The organism is Cohnella hashimotonis, assembly GCF_030014955.1.
In the GTDB taxonomy this organism is placed as follows: Bacteria; Bacillota; Bacilli; order Paenibacillales; family Paenibacillaceae; genus Cohnella; species Cohnella hashimotonis.
In genome coordinates this window covers 744,608-761,286 of record NZ_JAGRPV010000001.1, presented here as the reverse complement: position 1 = coordinate 761,286, position 16,679 = coordinate 744,608, and the positions used below count along the sequence as shown (strand labels likewise).

Genomic DNA, 16,679 nt, shown 5'->3' with positions numbered 1-16,679 from the left:
AATTGACAAACCGCTTGACAAACTTCAATGTGTAAAGCGACAGCATCCCATCAGATTCGAGGTTAAACGACGATGAGCGGCAAAGTATCCATGCAACAGATCGCGGACGCGCTCGGCGTCTCCAAAAACGCCGTATCGCTTGCCCTGAGCGGCAAACCTGGTGTGAGCGAATCGCTGCGCGACCGCATATTCGAAACGGCGAACCGGCTCGGCTACCGGGCGCGTACGGACAAGGAGGGACGGCGAACCCGCAACCTGCTCGTCCTTATTCCGAAGTATATCCGGCATGACCAAGGCTTCTATAGGGAAATCTATTGGGCAATCGACAGGCGGGCAAAGGAAACCGGGAGCACGGCGGTACTGTGCGAGATCACGGAGCGAATGGAGGAGGCGTTACTGCTGCCGGAAGAATGGCATCTGGCCGTGTTCGAAGGCTTGCTGCTAATCGGGGTCTTCCGAGAAGCCTACGTCCGCCATCTGCTGGAGCTCGGCGCGCCGCTCGTCATCGTCGACCACGACTACGACACGCTGAAGCTCGACGCCGTCGTTACCGCCAATACGACCGAGGCTTACCGCATCGTGTCGTACCTGATCGGTCTCGGTCACCGCGAGATCGGATTTATAGGCGCGATCGGCATGACCCGCAGTTTTATGGAGCGCTGGCTCGGTTTTTGCCAGGCGATGAGCGAGGCCGGGCTCGCCATCCCCGAGGAATACTGCCTGACCGGCGAGGCCCCGCTCGCGACGCTTCATTCGCAGCCATCCGAGGTGCAGGCCTGGCTGGATGGGCTGAGCGGCTATCCGACGGCTTGGTTTTGCGCCAACGACCGCATCGCCGTCAATCTGATCGAGATGCTGACCGCGATGGGCGTACAGATCCCCGGCTCGCTGTCCGTTGCAGCCTTCGACGACATCGAAGAAGCCGCCCGTACGAGGCCTCCGCTCACGACGGTCCAAGTACAGCGCGAGCAGCTCGGCTACGAGGCCGTCGACTTTTTGATCCGCAAGATCGACTATGGCGGCAATCCGACCAAGCTGTCCATTTATGGCGCGTTTATCGAGCGCGCGTCTTGCGCCCCGCCATCGGAAGAACACTAATAAGCCGTCGCCCCTTCAACATGGCCATCGACGATAACATGGCTGCACATAGGGCCGGCCGCCGATGGTTGGCGACTCCAAGATCCGGGTACGATAAACGAGACCAAACAGATGGGAGCTGATCTGCATGAGCGATCTGGAGAAGAAGCTGACAGAAGCAATCGGAAAATATAAATTCGGAGCGTTCGCGACCGTCCATGACGGCCAGCCTTCGCTGCGTTATATGAGGGTGTTCAACGACGGACTGACGATCCTGCTCGCGACGCACCGCGACACGCACAAAGTCGACGAGCTCAAAGCCAATCCGAAGGCGTCCCTGCTGCTCGGCCTTGAGGGCCGGCTGTGGCCGGGCGAGATCGTCGAAGTGCAGGGCGAGGTCGCGATCTCGACGGACGAGGAGCTGAAGTCGGACGTGTGGAAAGGCTACTTCGAGAAGTGGCTCGACGGCCCGCATGATCCCGACTACGTCATCCTGAAGCTTGCGCCGACGCTCATTTTGTACACGGAAAAAGACGGGGAGCAGCAGGCTTGGCGCCCGTCATAACACACATTGCAATTCAAAAAAGCAGCTCGGGCGTCTGAAACGGCGACCCCGATGCTGCTTTTTTTGATGAAGCCCCACTCCGGGGACGCGATAGCGGCAAAAAAGTTCCTTATGGCTGCGCGGCCCTCACTCCGGCGAGCAATAGCTGCACAAAGTTCCTTATGGCTGCGCGGCCCCCCCACTCTCGCGAGCAATAGCGGCATAAAAGTTCCTAATGGCTGCGTGAACCCCCACTCCGGCGAGCAATAGCGGCACAAAAGTTCCTTATGGCTGCGTGGACCCCACTCCGGCAAGCAATAACGGCACAAAAGTTCCTTATGGCTGCGTGGACCCCACTCCGGCAAGCAATAACGGCACAAAAGTTCCTTATGGCTGCGTGGACCCCACTCCGGCAAGTAATAACGGCACAAAAGTTCCTTATGGCTGCGTGGACCCCACTCCGGCAAGCAATAACGGCACAAAAGTTCCTTATGGCTGCGTGGACCCCACTCCGGCGACGCGATAGCGGCAAAAGGTAACTTATTGACTAGAATCGCAGAAATTCCGTCCGATTAACGATGCCGCTCATCGTTATTCCGCGAGAGTAACCTGGTTTCACTCGATTAACGATGCCGCTCATCGTTATTCCGTGAGAGTGTCTGAGTTTCATCCGATTAACGATGCCGCACATCGTTATTCCGCAAGAGTAACCTGGTTTCACCCGATTAACGATGCCGCACATCGTTATTCTGCGAGAGACCATCTTTCAGCGAATACAGTAACGGCCCATCGGTTCCTTATGCCTGCCAAGCCTCAATCCGGCGAGCAACAGCGGCATCTCTCTCTCCGGCCGCCGCTTAAATGCGAAACAACCCGTACCCCGGCAGCGGCACGATCGGCGCTTCGTCGACGGCGAGGCCTGCGGATCCGTCGCGCTTCATCGCGACGTCGACGAGCCAGCGCGTGAACGGCGCCACGTTCATCGTCTCGAGCTCCTCCAGCCCGTAAAATCCCGCCGCATCCACCTCCACGCCGTCCGGCACCGGCTCGCCGCCGACGTATGCCATCGTGAAGGCGACGTACAGATTGTGCACGACTCTCGGCTGGTCCCGCAGCGCAGCGACGCCCGTCACGACTGCATCGATGCCCGTCTCCTCCAGCACCTCGCGCCGCACCGTCTCGTTAATTTGCTCCAGCTGCTCCGCGTATCCGCCCGGGTTCGTCCAGTACCCTTTGCCCGGCTCCTGCGCCCTGCGCACGAGCAGAATCTTGCCCTCCCGCTCCACAAGCGCACCTACGCCGATGCTGTAGTTGCCCCAATGCACGAAGCTGCATGCGGTACACGCACGTCGCGGCGTGCCGTCGACGTCGCGCGTCTCCATCGCGGACCCGCACGACGAGCAAAAATTCACTTCCAAACTCATACCGTGGCCCCCTTCCCGTCCGGAATGCATTTCGCATAGACCAGCCCCTGACGGATGCCGCCCTCGTCCGCGCGCGCCGTCACATAGTCCGCATGCGCCAGCAGCTCCGGATGGCTGTTGCCCATCGCGATGCCGAGACCGACGAGCGCCAGCATCTCCTTGTCGTTCAGGCCGTCCCCGAAGGCGATCGCTTCTTCGGCCGGAATGCCGAGCGCGTCCAGCATGGCCTGGATGCCCTCGGCTTTGGAGCCGGTATGCGGCAGCACGTCCAGCGCGTTCGGATGCCAGCGGATGAACCGCAGCCCCGGCAGCTCCGGCAAATATGCCGCTTCCTCGCCTTCCGTGCAGTGAAGGAACACTTGATAAATGCCCTCTCCCCGCCAAAAATCGGCATTGAATCCGGGTCGCTCCACGCGGAGCGAATCGACGGCTTTCCAGACGCCTTCGTCGTTCTCATGGTTCGTATGGTAGGCCGCTTTGCCCTCGAATACGAGCGGATGCCCCGCGCGTCCCGACAGCTCGACAAGCTTTTCCAGATCGCCGATCGGAATCCGCCGCTCGTACAGCTCCTTGCCCTTATACACGACATAGCCGCCGTTCAGGCTGACGAACGACTCGATGTCGAGCTCCTCCAGCAGCCACTTGAAAAAGTACGGCGCGCGCCCGGTCGCGATGACCGGCTCGATCCCGCTCGCCTTCAGCTCGGCGATGGCGAGACGCGTATCCTCGGGAATGCGTTTTTCCTCGTCCACCAACGTTCCGTCGATATCGAAAAACACGATTTTGTAGCTCATGCTCGCTCCCCATCCTGTAATCTGTCTATTTCGAAACCATTCCTCTTATCATCTAACAAAATCGCCCCTGCGTAAACGGAAATCTCGCGAATACTGACAGACTGTTGTCATGGACGCTCCCATACAATGAATACAGACAGCAAGACGATGCAGAACCAAATCAGCGCAAAGGAATGATTCGAGTGGTACGAACAACGCAAAACACCGGCATCGTGATCGCAGGCCTCCTGCTCTCCATCCTGATGGCCTCGATGGACAACTCCATCACCGCGACGGCCATGGGCTCCATCATCGGGGAACTCGGCGGTCTCGACAAATTCGTGTGGGTAACGTCGGCCTACATGGTCGCGGAAATGGCGGGCATGCCGATCTTCGGCAAACTTTCGGATATGTACGGGCGCAAGCGATTCTTCGTCTTCGGCGTCATCTGCTTCATGGTCGGCTCGGCCCTCTGCGGCACGGCCGATTCGATCCTGCAGCTCAGCCTGTACCGGGCCGTGCAGGGGATCGGGGCGGGCGCGCTGGTGCCGATTGCCTTTACCATCATGTTCGACGCCGTGCCGCCGGAGAGCCGGGGCAAGCTGGGCGGCCTGTTCGGCGCGGTATTCGGCCTCTCCAGCATCTTCGGGCCGCTGCTCGGCGCCTATATCACGGATCATATCGGGTGGAACTGGATCTTCTATATCAATCTGCCGCTCGGACTGATCGCGTTCGCGATGATCGCCTTCTTCTACAAAGAGTCGGCGCAGCACGACCGCCAGGTGATCGATTGGACCGGCGCCGCCTCGCTCGTCGGCACGATCGTCTGTCTCGTGTTCGCCATGGAGCTCGGCGGCAAGACGTTCGCCTGGGACTCCGCGGAAATTATCGGTTTGTTCGCAGGAGCCGCCGCGCTCGCGCTGCTGTTCGTATGGGCGGAGCGGCGCGCCGTAGAGCCGATCATCTCGTTTGCGATGTTCCGCAGCAGACTGTACGCGACGAGCAATGCGCTCGCCATGCTGAGCGGCGCCGCGTTCATTACCGCGTCGGTTTACATTCCCATCTATATGCAAGGCGTACTCGGCGGATCGGCAACGAATTCGGGCATGGTCCTGCTGCCGATGATGCTGGGTACCGTCGTAACCGCGACGCTCGGCGGCAGCCTGCTGAGCAAGCTGTCCTACCGTACGATCCTTATTCCTAACGTCGTCATTCTCGTCGCCGGCATCGCGCTGCTGACGACGCTGACGTCGGATACGCCGCGCTGGATCGTCACGGTCTACATGGTGCTCGTCGGGCTCGGCGTCGGCGCGACCTTCTCCGTGCTGGGCAACGCCGCCATCCACGCCCTGCCCGCCAACAAGCGCGGCTCCGCCAGCTCGACGCTGAACTTCCTGCGCTCGCTGGGGATGACGCTCGGCATCACGGTGTTCGGCATCATCCAGAGCCACGCCATGGCCCGCAAGCTGTCGGAAGCGCTCGGCGGAGGCACGCTCGGCGGAAGCGCGACCGCAGACGGCACGGCTGCGACGGCCGGCGACAACGGGGCCGGCTCCTTAGGCGGCGCCGCAGCGAACGGAGGCGCTGGCGGAAATACCGGACCCGACGCGCTCGGCGGGCTCAACCTAAGCGACCCGCATGCGCTCATGGAGCCCGCTGCGCGCTCGCACATTCCGCACGACCTGCTGGCAAAGGTCACCGACGGGCTGTCGTCCTCGATCTCGGCCACCTTTATGTGGAGCCTGATCCCGGCCGTGCTGGCGCTTGCCGCCGCGTTACTTATGAGCCGCGAGCGAATGGATCCGGCCGCCGAAGCAGAAGCCGAGGCTTACGCGGCACAGCACTAAAACTGTACAGCAAGAGGCCCGTGTACGCCGGCAGGCGCATACGGGCTATCTTTTTACAAAAACGCAATACGCCAGCTAGCCGACATATAAGCCTCCCAAGCGCTGTTTCTGCGGCTGGTATCGGCCCCCAACGCCCGTCATTCAAGCGGAGAAATATTCAACAAGCTCAGCAGTTCGCCCCATGAATGAATACGGGGCGCGTCCAAATGCCGGTTATACGGCTGATCGCGGATGTATACCTTCATCGCCAGCGCGGCTAAGGTATCGATGACAGCGGGCTTATCGTCGAAATAATAATCGAGCGCGAGGTCGCGGATGACATGAACCTTTTCCGCGTCGCCCATGCCGCAGAAGAATCTGCCCGGACGCACCGGGAATCCCGCCGCGGTCAGCCATTCAAGCGTCTTGTCGCAATGTCCCTGCGCCCGGGCGGTAATGTAATAAATCTCGTGCCCCTGCCGGTCCAGCGTCTGCAGCGCTTCTACCGCGTCGGGATAAGCCGGGCAATCGCTGAAGTAAATTTCCTCGCGCAGCTCGCCCCACATCCGCTTGCCTTCTTCCGCGATCAGGCCGAACGCCTCGTGAATGGGGATGCAGTTCAGCTCGCGCATGCGCGCGATATCGACCTGCGTGCCCAACCTCCGGTTGTATAGATGAAAGGCGTGCTCGCGCAGGTTGATCAGCGTGTCGTCGATATCGAAGCCGAGTTTCATGAGGTTCTCCTTGGAATCGTGATTGTCCGCTTATTTTACCAAATCCGGGCGCATCGTCCTAATGGGCTTCGCGTTTTTTTGTGCGAAGAGCCCCGGCCGATAGCGGCCGGGGCTCCCTGCATGATCCAATCGATATTCATTCACCTTCTCCTCGCGGATAATCGGATCGTCAGGAGATCCCGGCATACCGCTCGCCGGCGCCTTCTTTTCCCGCCGTCTCCGTGCAATAGAGAGCAAGCAGCCTCCGCTCCACGCCGCGCCACCGCGCAATCCGGTACAGCAGTCCGAACATGCCCTTCTGCAGCCAGACCGGCGGACCGATCAGGTAGCTCTCGCCCATGCGGATGACTACTGCCAGCTCAAGCATGCTCTTCGGCATGCTGTTCGCGCCTGTCCTGCCATCGCGGGCGAGACCGTACTGCATGCGCAGAAACTTCTCGAAGCTGCGAGCCGGAAGCACCTTCACGCGGAACACGATCTCTGTCTTCTCCTGGTTGTAAAAGCGATGCTTCGAGCCCAGAGGCGCCACTGCCTTCTGGCCAGGCGTCAGCAGCAGCGTCCTGCCGTCGCAGTCAAGCGACAGCCTGCCGTCCAGCGCTTCGAACTCCTCCTCGAACGTCGTATGGTAGTGCAAGGGCGTGCCGCCTCCGGGTTGAAGGCGGACCTCTACCCACTCGTAAGCGCCGCCCGATTCCTGGGTCGTCGTCAGAAAGGTAACGACGTCACCGATCTGCGGATTGTGTATCGTTCTTTGAGCTGATGCTGCGATCATGTCGGATCATTCTCCTTATTTTCAATAATGGCTATTTCTAGCGTAAGTTTTAGTCGTCGTTTCCACTAGTGAACAGCCGTCATCGCTTTTGTCATGCAGGTCATGACTTCGCAAAGCCGAGTCATAGCAACCAAAAAAATCGCTCCTTCGTCATGTGCGCGACGGAGAAGCGATTTCCATATTAGAACCGGCGTTCTATTCTTTTTTCATGATCTTTCCTTGCGCTTCCAGGACGCGGAGCAGCACGGTTGCCGCCTCGGCCCGGGTGGCGGTCGCGCCCGGATGCAGCCTGCCGCCGCTGCCCTTGAGCAGCCCTGCCTTGACGGCATAGGCAACCTGCATCCTCGCCCAGCCCGACACTTTAGCGCCGTCATTAAATACGCTCAGCAGCTTCTCGGGATCCAGATCGTCCGTGACGATCCCGAGCGCCCGATACAGCATTACGGCCATCTCTTCGCGCGTGACCGGATCGGTCGGCCTGAACTTGCCGTCCGCGCCCTGCACAATGCCTGCCGCCGCCGCTTTCTCTACGGCTTCGGCGTACCAGGCTTCTTGCGGCACGTCGGTAAACGGTGCGGAGGATGCGCGGTCTGCTTCTGCGTCCGCGAATAGCGGCAGCAGCAGCTTCACGAACTCCGCCCGCGTCAGCTTCCCGTTCGGACGGAACGAGCCGTCCGGATCCCCGGTCACGATCCCGCGCGCCGCCAGCACCTCGACATCGCCGCGACTCCAGTGATTGGCCAGATCGCCGAACGTATACTCGGCGACGAGCACCGCATAGGCGCCGGGCTCCGTCGACTCCGCCTCCACCGTGCCGGCCGCGCCGTCCACGACGCCGCCAACATAGGTCCACCGCGTCTTGTCGGCAGCATCTTGACGGTACAGCCCCAGCTTGCGAATATCGCCGCCATCCAGCTTCGCCGAATCGTATGCGATCGTCAGCTTGGCGACGGCGGACAACTGGCTACTCGCTTCAAGCTTCCAGGCATAGACGTCCGACAGCAGCCGAAGATGGGTGTCCGCCGGTGCCGGCGAATTCTGCGCCTTCGATACCGTCACCTTTTTAGCTGCGCCGGCCGCACCGCCGCTGCCCGGCAGCTGCAGCTTGAGCTTGCCGCCGAAGAAGCTCAGGCTCGCGCCGGCTTCTCCGAGATCGCCGGTCTCCTCGTTCGGATCCGTCTGACCGCCGCCTCCCGATCCGCTTGGTCCCCCGCTCTGACCGGACGCGCCGGTCGAGGCCGACACGCCGACGGGCTTGGATTCATTCCCCGAAGCATCGACCGCGAATACGCGGAGCTCGTATTCGGTGAGCGGCTTCAGACCATTGGCCGTAAACTCGCCCTTGCCCTTCTCCACTTCGGCCGTCGCGTATTTGTCTTCTGAACCGGAGATTCGCCATTCGATACGCAGCTTCGCCAGATCGACGGAAGACGAATCTGTCCAAGTCATGCGAATCGCACTGTCTCCTTGCGCCTTTGCCGCCAATTCGGAGATCGGCATGGGCGCCGTTAAGTCCGCAACGCTCTGCGGCGTCCAGTTGAATGCAACGCCGCGCGCTTCATTACCCGCTTCGTCAACGGCAGCGGCCTTGAATTCATAGGCGGAAGACGCGTCCAATCCGGGCACGGCTCCCCACATCGTTCCGGCGGACACCGTGACAGGGTAGCCGTACGCTGCGTCCGCAGCTTTTTTCCAGTAAATGTTCACGGCTGCAAGATCCTTGTCGGACGGATCGCGCCATGTCAGCACGACGCCTTCGTCCGTCATTCCGCCTGCGAGCGCCGAGACATCCGCCGGCGGCGTCGAGTCCGAGGCTTCCACCGTAAATGTCGCTTCCCAGTCTTCGCCAATCGGGACGCGCGCATAGCTCTGCACCGTGCCGCGCACCGTCAAGGTATAGCCTTCCCCGATCCGAAGCGCGGTCCCGGGAACGAATTCCGCCGCCATTGCGAGCGACAGTCCGTCTTTGCTCGTATATATATCTTTGGCCTCGATCGTTCCATCGATATTCGCAGCCCCCGAATCCTTCAGCGCGAACGCGCCTTCGAGCGTGTCGACGTTCACCGGTTTGGTAAAGTAAACGGTCACGCCCGCGCCGCCAGGGGCCGGATGCACCGCTTGAACCTCGGGGGCTGCATAGGAAACGATCGGCACGTTGACCTCGAGCTGCGGCGGCGGTACGTCCAGCGCATCGCTGTATGCCGTCTCGTAGCCATCCTTCTCGTAGCGAACCTTCCACTTGCCCTCAGGTACGTCCCATCCGTACCGGCCCTCCCGGTCGGTCGACTGCGGATTCTCTTGTCCGTACCACTCGCTGTCCCATACAGTCCATACGTCGCCGACCAGCTCCATGACCGTAGCGGTCGCTCCTTCTACGCGATTGGACGGCATGCCTTCGTACACGTAACCGCTCGGATCCCAGATGTACTTGGGCGATGCCGCAGGCGGATCCTTGCGATCCGTCGGCGGATAAGGCTTCAGCTTGCACGTATACTTTTTAATATGTTCTTCGAGTTCGTCCATATCGTTGTTTTCGACTTCCTTGAACGTCATGGAAGCATACTCGCTCGCGGCGCTGAACAGCACGCCGGGTCCTTTATCGATCTTGCCGAAGTTTTTGACGACCTTCAGCATGTTGGACACCGTAAAGTGGGCGTTAACCTCGAAGACCACTTCTTTGGCGAATCCCGTGTAATATTCTCTGGCCTCGGGCTCGCATATTGCCTCGGCCGCCTTCAGCAGATCCTGGGCGCGCCGGTAGTTCGCCAGCGTATCCTGCCCCGCTTTGGCCGCCGACCAACCCTTGAAACCCGCTTCCCCGAACTTGATCAGCCCGCTCAGCGTGATCGCGATGCCGCCGACCGAGGCGCCCTGAATGCCGCGGGCCGAAGCCGAAGCGGATGACGGAATAACAAAGCTGATAGAGGTCTGCAGCGATCCGTCCTTGGTCTCGCTGTGGCTTTCCTTGAACCTGTAAACGGGAAGACCGGTGCTCGACTGCCACGCTAAATCCTTGTCGCTTGCCGTATAGGCGACCGATTCGAACGTTCCTCGAATCGTGGATGTGACGCCCTCCGCCAGCTCGACCTCGGCTTCGAATGCGCCTTCCGGCAATCGCTCGCCGCCGGGCGTCTCTTCTCCCGCATTGGTCACTTGCGGCATGGCGAAGTCCCTTAGCGCCGCCGGCAGCGAGCTCCGCAGCTCTTCCTCGGCGATCGCCGGCCGGGCGGCCAGCTCGACGGAATCTGCCTTCGTCCGGTAGTCGATCCACACTTGACCGAAGCTCTTCGAGAAGGGCATCACGCCCCGGTATACGCCGTCGGCCCCTTTCGCCGCCTGCGACAGCGTATCTCCGTTCTGCACGCGAACGTCGTACACCCGCTCCGGATCCCTGAAATTCAGGCGGTAGGCGATCGGCGCGTTGGTAACGACGGAGAGCGGAAATACCGCGACGCCGCCTTCAACGTTAAAGGTTACTTCCTTGTGATTCGACAAAATCGTCATCGATACCAGACCTGGATCGTTCGGATCGTAGACGACGACGGCTTCTTCGCCGGAGACTCGCGCCCCTGCACCTTCGACGGCCTCAACGCTTAGTCTATGCTCCATATAGACGCCGTCGCTCCCGGTCAGCGTCGCGTCAGCCCACCATAAACCGTCTTTGTTGGCCATTGCGGTGCCGATCGGATCCCTGCCGTCATAGATCGTCACGGAGGCGCCCGCCGGCGCCGAACCGCCGAGCGACAGCTGGCGCTTGACCGTCAGCGACGGCGCCCTGAGCGAGACACGCACCTTGGACAGCACGGCCATTCCCAGCAGCTCGCTCGTTGGCTCGCCCTTCACCTTGTAACGGATGGAAGCCTGGAGCGCTGGCGCGTCGCCAACCGCTTCATCGAACCGAAGTTTAATTTGCGCGCTTTGCTGCTTGTCGTCGGCGACCGTTCCCACCGGCAAAATCAGATTCCGGCCGTCCATCTTGTAGGAAGCCGCCTTGCCGGCTACGACAGCCGTACCTTCGACAGGCTCGGCGCCGGCCGGCAGCGCGACGACGATCTCCGCATCCTCGGCGGCGAACGACTGCGCATAGTAATTCTGATAGAGAACGCGCAGCGTCGTCGTGCTGCCGGGCGCCACCTTCGTATCGGATACGGTCACGGCCTGCTTGACCTTGCCGCTCGCGAACGCGCCGTAAGGCTGCAGCGCTACCACCCCAAGGTCGGTCGTCTCGCCTTGCGAGGTGCTGAACGAAATTTCCGCAAAGCCGCCGTTCGCGTAGAAGGTCGCTTTATAGCTGCCCGAGCCCTGCAGCGCCAAGATGCCTCGCTCCTCGTCTGGCGCAAGATTGTAGTTAATGTTAGGTATATAATCACCTTCGCTGTCGAACAGTTCGACGAAGGCGCTGGTTAGCGGCTGTCCGTCCTTGCCGAGCAGTCGGACCGCGGCTTTGGAGGATTCGTTTTTAAGACGGAGCTCGACTTCGGCCTTGCCGTCTTCGCCGATTACGACCGACTTGCACTCGGCCGACAATCTTAGATCGCGGCCGTCCGCACAGATCTGGACCGTCTCACCGGGCAGCGCACGCAGGTTCATGCGGGATTGCAGCGACTGGATGATCCGATCGGATCCTAATTTGTAGGTGCCTGCGACCAATGCGTCGATCGCTATGGGCCCCTGCCAGGTGCCGCCCGGCTGCAGCGTGTACAGCTTCACGCCCACATCGGCATAATCCAGGATTTGTAGCGCCTTTTGCGCTGTCTGGCCCGCAGCTATCCGGACCGTTTCCTGCTGGCTCTGATAGCCCTGAACGGACGATCCCGCGATTGCTCGAATCAGAATCTGACCTTGCGGCAGCTGCAGCGAGTAAGAGCCGGAAGCATTCGTCTTCGTGTAGAAAAGCTTGCTCTTGCCATCGTCGAGCAGCTCGGCGACGATCTGGGCGTCTGCCGCTGCCTTGCCGTCCTTGCCCTTTACGACGCCCTCTAGCTTCCCGAGCGGCTTCGGTTGCAAGGTCACGCTCGCATTTACGTTAATGCGATCGATCACGATCGGCTGCTCGGCAGGTTGATACGCGGGATCGTTCGACAACACCTTCAGCCGGTAGGTTCCGCCCGAGGACAGCTTGAGCGGCAGTCTAAGCGTGCTGTCCCGGCCGATCCAAGCGGTTCCTTCGCTTACGACAGCGCCGGCCGGGTCCGTCAGCCAGTACTTCGCGCCACCCTCCGCGCCGTCTTCGAAGCGAAGATCGGCTGCCAGCGCGACATGGTAAGCTGCAGGAATCTCTATTACGTCGCTCCGTCCATAACCAGTTTGTTTGGCTGTAAATTGCAGAATGGAGAGCGCCGAGCCGTTCTTGGGCATCAGCGTCGCAGCATATTCGATACCCGGGAACGGGACGTCGAACGTTAGCGTCAAGTCATCTCCGAGAATGGCGTTCGCGGAATAATTCATGTATCTGTCCTTGAAGTAGGCGACTTTCAGCCAGCTTCCCGCAGCGGCGGACTCCCAGCCTTCAAGCGGGTTTGCAGGCTCAGGCATCCGGAAAATCATTCTGCCGGCGACATTTTTCCCGATCGCATAGTCCCGGTCGACGGCATGACCGTTGTAGATGACGCGAGCCGATTCGATTCTGGATACGCCGGCAATGATCCGAAAGCTGCCCTCGTATCTCCCGGTTCCTTCCTGTTCGGAGAGCGTGATGCGCGCAGTCCGCTTGACCGGCTCTCCGTCATTCCCGTTTTCCCAGAATAAATAGTTGACGTCTGCGGCCAATTGCTGGCCGGCGTCCGATTGCACGACGAGCATCGCGTCGCTGTCCTGCACCGGCAATGATTCGAAAGTTCCTCCAGATAATAGTCGCTCGTAGATCATGAAGAGATCCTGTACGGCCGCGTCTTCTTTTTTAACGGTGAGGCGCATTGCGTTCGCACCGAGCCGCAGCACGATACGCTGCTCCGCGTCCGCGACATAACCGGCCGGAACGGCGATCGATACTTTGAACGCTTCTCCCGCCGTATGACTTCCCGGGAGCATCGCGATCCCGTTCTCGTCCGGCTTGACCTCGGCGAACGTCTCGTCGCTGCCGTCCTGCTTGAATACGACCTTAAGTTCTTGCGTAGGCTCGCCAAATAGCTCGACCTTAACCCGCAACGTGGCCGGAAGCGTCGGCGTTAGCGCAAGCGGCGTCACGGCGCCCCCCGTCACCTGGACGCCGGAGGCCGAAGCGAGCACAATCTCTTCTCCTTCCTCGGGCTTCGCCAACAACTTGACGGCATAGGCCGTTCCCGTAGCGAGCGGGAGGTCGTACGTCTGCGCGCCCGGCCGAATCTCCGTCGATACGGGGGCTTTGCCCTCATGCGTAGCCGTCAGCGTCATCGCTTCAGGCAGCGCTTCCGTCCCGGAGAGCGTTACGCGAAGCGTGCCCGCGATCCGAATAGGCGTCCCCGGCGCGGAGACCGTATCTCCCGCGTTCTTTTCCCTGGCGGACAGCTTGTCGACGGCGCTCGTTCCCGCAGGCGGCTGCCACTGTCCGCGGTAGACGCCCGCGGCTTGCGGATCCTCGGTCAGCTGGACGAGCGCCTGCTCCTTCTCGGGCGGCCCCGACTCGGACAGCATGCTGTAGTCGACGATTGCCTCCAGCGCAAGGCTCGGCTGACCGGTTGCCTGCAGATTTAATGTCGTTCCCTGCCTCAGCTCATTGCCTGCCCAAGCGTCGCCCGGCACGCTCCAGGACAAGGTCTGGACGCCGCCCCCTGGGCCGCCGGAGCCGCACGCCTCGCTGCACTCGACGTATAGCGTTGACACGTTCAGCAAGTACAGACGCTTTCCATCGCGATCGAGCGTATTGCGCGCGGTCGTGTACGCGGGATTGAACGTTTGCGAAGCCTTCGCGACGACGATTCCTCCGTCCTGATTTTCGGCCAGATCGAAGCGTTCGCCGAAGGCACTCGCTTGGCCCGGTGCCTTGTCGTGGTGCAGAAGGTCCGCCGCCACCGTACGTCCGTCCCCGCTGATGGAGATGCCCGAATACGATTTGTTTTTATCTTCCGATTGGGGGCGATCGTTGTTGAGATATTTGGTTTCTCCCGTAATCCTATCGAAGACATGGGGCTTCGCAAAGCCGCTGTAACGCGCTATAAAGGCAATTCTGGATCCGTCTTCGCTGATCGCGAGCTGATTATAGCTGCTCGCCTCCTGCGAATAGCTGTCTACGGCATGCGCTTCTGCGTCGTATACGATCAGGGACTGCGTCGGGCCATCCGCTGGAACGCCAGCGAGATCTGAAGCGGTCGAATAATAGGCGATAAACTTGCCGTCGGCGCTGATCACGGGACGGTAGTTGAAATCGTCGCTCGGCAACGACTCCGTATTGGCGCTCACAAGAATACGCGTATTCGACTGCTTCTCGTAAAGATAGATCTGGGAATCTTCGACGTAGACGATACGCTTGCCGTCAGCGCTGATCGAAGGATCGGTACTTCTCGCACCCGGCTGGCTGACGGCTTGCAGTTTGTCGGTGTGGACATCGTATGCGTAAACGGTTTTATCTCCGCCCGGCTGCGGAATTCCTTTCAAATTATCGGAAGCCGTGGCAAAAACGATCGCAGAACCGTCTCCGCTGACGGACAGCCCGTTGATGGATTCGTTAAGCGGTTCCCCGTCTTCTGTCAAGGGGAGCGCGCGCAGAACGCCCGTCGCCGTCTTGTACTCATAGATTGAGGAGCCCGCGCCGCTTGCCAGCAGCAGCGTTGAGCCATCCGCGCTTAAGGCCAGCATGCGGTCGTCGTCGCCTCCGATGGAGGCCGACGCCAATTCGGCCGAGTATTGCGGAGACGTGCCCGGATACGTCCTTTCGCCCGAGGATCGTTCGCCTTCCGCATTTACGGCCTTGACGATGAAGTTGTAAATTCGCTTGGGAGCCAAGTCGCCGATGACGACATGCGTATCCTGCGTTTCTTCGAACACCGCATCGGACCCCGCTTCGTATATCTCGTATTTCTCGATATTCGGGTCTTCTCCCGTGCCGTCGGGCAGCAAAGGCTTCTCCCATTGCAGCTGCACGCGATTGTAATCGATCAGGCTCCAGTCAAGATTTCTTACATCCTCGGGCGGTGACGTTGTTTCCTCGGGCGTGTCCTCGGCCATCGCCGACTGCGGTATCCCCCCAGGCAGTACGCTGCCGAGCATCAGGGCCAGCACGACTACCATTCTCAGCATCAAGTGCAGCTGTTCCATACGTATGAGCTTCATCACGATACCTCCGTATTCTCTATGCTTCTAAGATCTAGCGTAAGTTTTAGCGACCGATCCCACTAGTGAACAGCCGTCATCGCTTTTGTCATGCCGGTCATGACTTCGCAAGACCCGAGTCATAAGGTCCGGATTGAAGGTAACATAGACGTCCTGAATATATCTTGACATGTATATATCCATTTGGATATATTAAAGACATCAAATTGCGGGAGGTAAAACTCATGACTCAATCTGAGACAAGTCAACCGGCTACGCGTATCGAGGGACGGACGTTCGTCATAGAGCGCGCATTCGACGCGCCGAAGGAACTGGTGTACGAGGCGTTCGTGAACCCCGAGCTGCTGTCGAAGTGGTGGGCGCCCAAGCCTTATACGATTCCAGTATGCCGGATCGACCTCAGGCCGGGCGGCAAATGGCACTACTGCATGCGCTCGCCCGAAGGTCAAACGCAGTGGGTGCTTGGAATCTACGAGGAGATTCGACCGGTCGAGCGGGTATCGTACGCCATCACCTTCGCGGACGAGCAGGCGAATCCGACCGACGTCATTCCGAAGCAGGAGGTTACCGTGGATTTTGCGGATGCGGGGAATGGACGGACGACGCTCACCTTGAGCTTCAGCCTCCCTACGGAAGAAGCGCTTCATGCGACGCTCAAGATGGGCATGAGCGAAGGTACCGCAATGACGCTGGACACGCTTGAGCAAGAAGTGCTGCCGACGATGAAGCGCGGTTGATCGGTTTTGGACAACACGGCAATAGCAGCGGTTTAGGAGGTTTCGTTTATGAATACGGCGACTTTCGGCGCGCTTGCGGAGCCCCATCGCCTCGGCATGGTGGAGCTGCTGCGGGAAGGGCCGCTCTCGGTGGGCGATATCGCCGAACGGCTGGCGATGGGACAGCCCCAAGCGTCCAAGCATCTGCGCGTGCTGAGCGACGCGGGGCTGGTCGAGTCGCAGCCTGCGGCCAACAAGCGCATGTACAAGCTTCGTCAGGAGCCGCTTCAGGAAATAGACGAGTGGCTCTCTGCGTTCCGCACGTCGTGGGAAGCGCGACTCGACAGGCTGGACGCGCTGCTGGCCGAGATGCAAAGCAAGGGCAAGCCGAAGGAAAAAATGTGAACGTAAATTTCAGGGTTCTGCTTGCGGGCGGAACTCTTTTTGTGCTGCCCGGTTTTGTCAATTTGAGAAAAATCTCATCTATTGTTGTTCTATTTTAGATGTTTAACAACTTTTTCTAGCGTTTAACGTTTTATGAGATTAAAAAATCCAACTAGAGAAGG

Annotated in this window: 10 protein-coding genes; 5 read left to right on the top strand and 5 right to left on the bottom strand. The window is 60.0% G+C overall.

Features of this window, described 5'->3' with window-relative positions; translation table 11 throughout:
* Positions 1-72: 72 nt before the first annotated feature.
* Together KB449_RS03060 and KB449_RS03055 are read left to right on the top strand one after the other, a co-directional pair.
* Positions 73-1,098, top strand: coding sequence for a LacI family DNA-binding transcriptional regulator (locus KB449_RS03060; RefSeq protein WP_282906954.1), 1,026 nt, complete (start codon positions 73-75; stop codon positions 1,096-1,098).
* A gap of 127 nt (positions 1,099-1,225) precedes the next feature.
* Entirely contained in the window at positions 1,226-1,642 is a 417-nt protein-coding gene (locus KB449_RS03055; protein WP_282906953.1) for a pyridoxamine 5'-phosphate oxidase family protein, read from the top strand.
* Positions 1,643-2,478: 836 nt separating this feature from the next.
* On the opposite strand, the gene KB449_RS03050 is transcribed toward KB449_RS03055, so the two are convergent.
* The gene (locus tag KB449_RS03050; RefSeq protein ID WP_282912724.1) at positions 2,479-3,039 is read right to left on the bottom strand and encodes an NUDIX hydrolase; all 561 of its coding nucleotides are present in this window, start codon (positions 3,037-3,039) and stop codon (positions 2,479-2,481) included.
* Positions 3,040-3,041: 2 nt separating this feature from the next.
* Positions 3,042-3,839 carry a Cof-type HAD-IIB family hydrolase gene (locus KB449_RS03045; protein ID WP_282906952.1) on the bottom strand — a complete coding sequence of 266 codons (798 nt, stop codon included), beginning with the start codon at positions 3,837-3,839 and terminating at the stop codon, positions 3,042-3,044.
* Positions 3,840-4,012: 173 nt separating this feature from the next.
* Here KB449_RS03045 and KB449_RS03040 point away from each other — a divergent pair, with 173 nt between their 5' ends.
* A complete protein-coding gene (locus KB449_RS03040; protein WP_434082482.1) occupies positions 4,013-5,665 on the top strand; it encodes an MDR family MFS transporter in 1,653 nt (550 codons plus the stop codon).
* A gap of 137 nt (positions 5,666-5,802) precedes the next feature.
* On the opposite strand, the gene KB449_RS03035 is transcribed toward KB449_RS03040, so the two are convergent.
* The 3 genes from KB449_RS03035 to KB449_RS03025 all read right to left on the bottom strand — a co-directional run bounded on the left by KB449_RS03035 (position 5,803) and on the right by KB449_RS03025 (position 15,397).
* Positions 5,803-6,378 carry a 5' nucleotidase, NT5C type gene (locus KB449_RS03035; RefSeq protein ID WP_282906950.1) on the bottom strand — a complete coding sequence of 192 codons (576 nt, stop codon included), beginning with the start codon at positions 6,376-6,378 and terminating at the stop codon, positions 5,803-5,805.
* A gap of 169 nt (positions 6,379-6,547) precedes the next feature.
* Positions 6,548-7,150: a cupin domain-containing protein gene (locus KB449_RS03030; RefSeq protein ID WP_282906949.1), complete on the bottom strand. Its 603-nt coding sequence runs from the start codon at positions 7,148-7,150 to the stop codon at positions 6,548-6,550.
* A 195-nt stretch (positions 7,151-7,345) separates the two neighbouring features.
* On the bottom strand, positions 7,346-15,397 hold the full coding sequence (locus KB449_RS03025) for an S-layer homology domain-containing protein (RefSeq protein ID WP_282906948.1): 8,052 nt from the start codon (positions 15,395-15,397) through the stop codon (positions 7,346-7,348).
* 224 nt (positions 15,398-15,621) lie between these two features.
* On the opposite strand from KB449_RS03025, the gene KB449_RS03020 reads away from it, so the two are divergent.
* Positions 15,622-16,134, top strand: coding sequence for an SRPBCC family protein (locus tag KB449_RS03020; RefSeq protein ID WP_282906947.1), 513 nt, complete (start codon positions 15,622-15,624; stop codon positions 16,132-16,134).
* 48 nt (positions 16,135-16,182) lie between these two features.
* The gene (locus KB449_RS03015; RefSeq protein ID WP_282906946.1) at positions 16,183-16,518 is read left to right on the top strand and encodes an ArsR/SmtB family transcription factor; all 336 of its coding nucleotides are present in this window, start codon (positions 16,183-16,185) and stop codon (positions 16,516-16,518) included.
* Positions 16,519-16,679 lie beyond the last annotated feature (161 nt).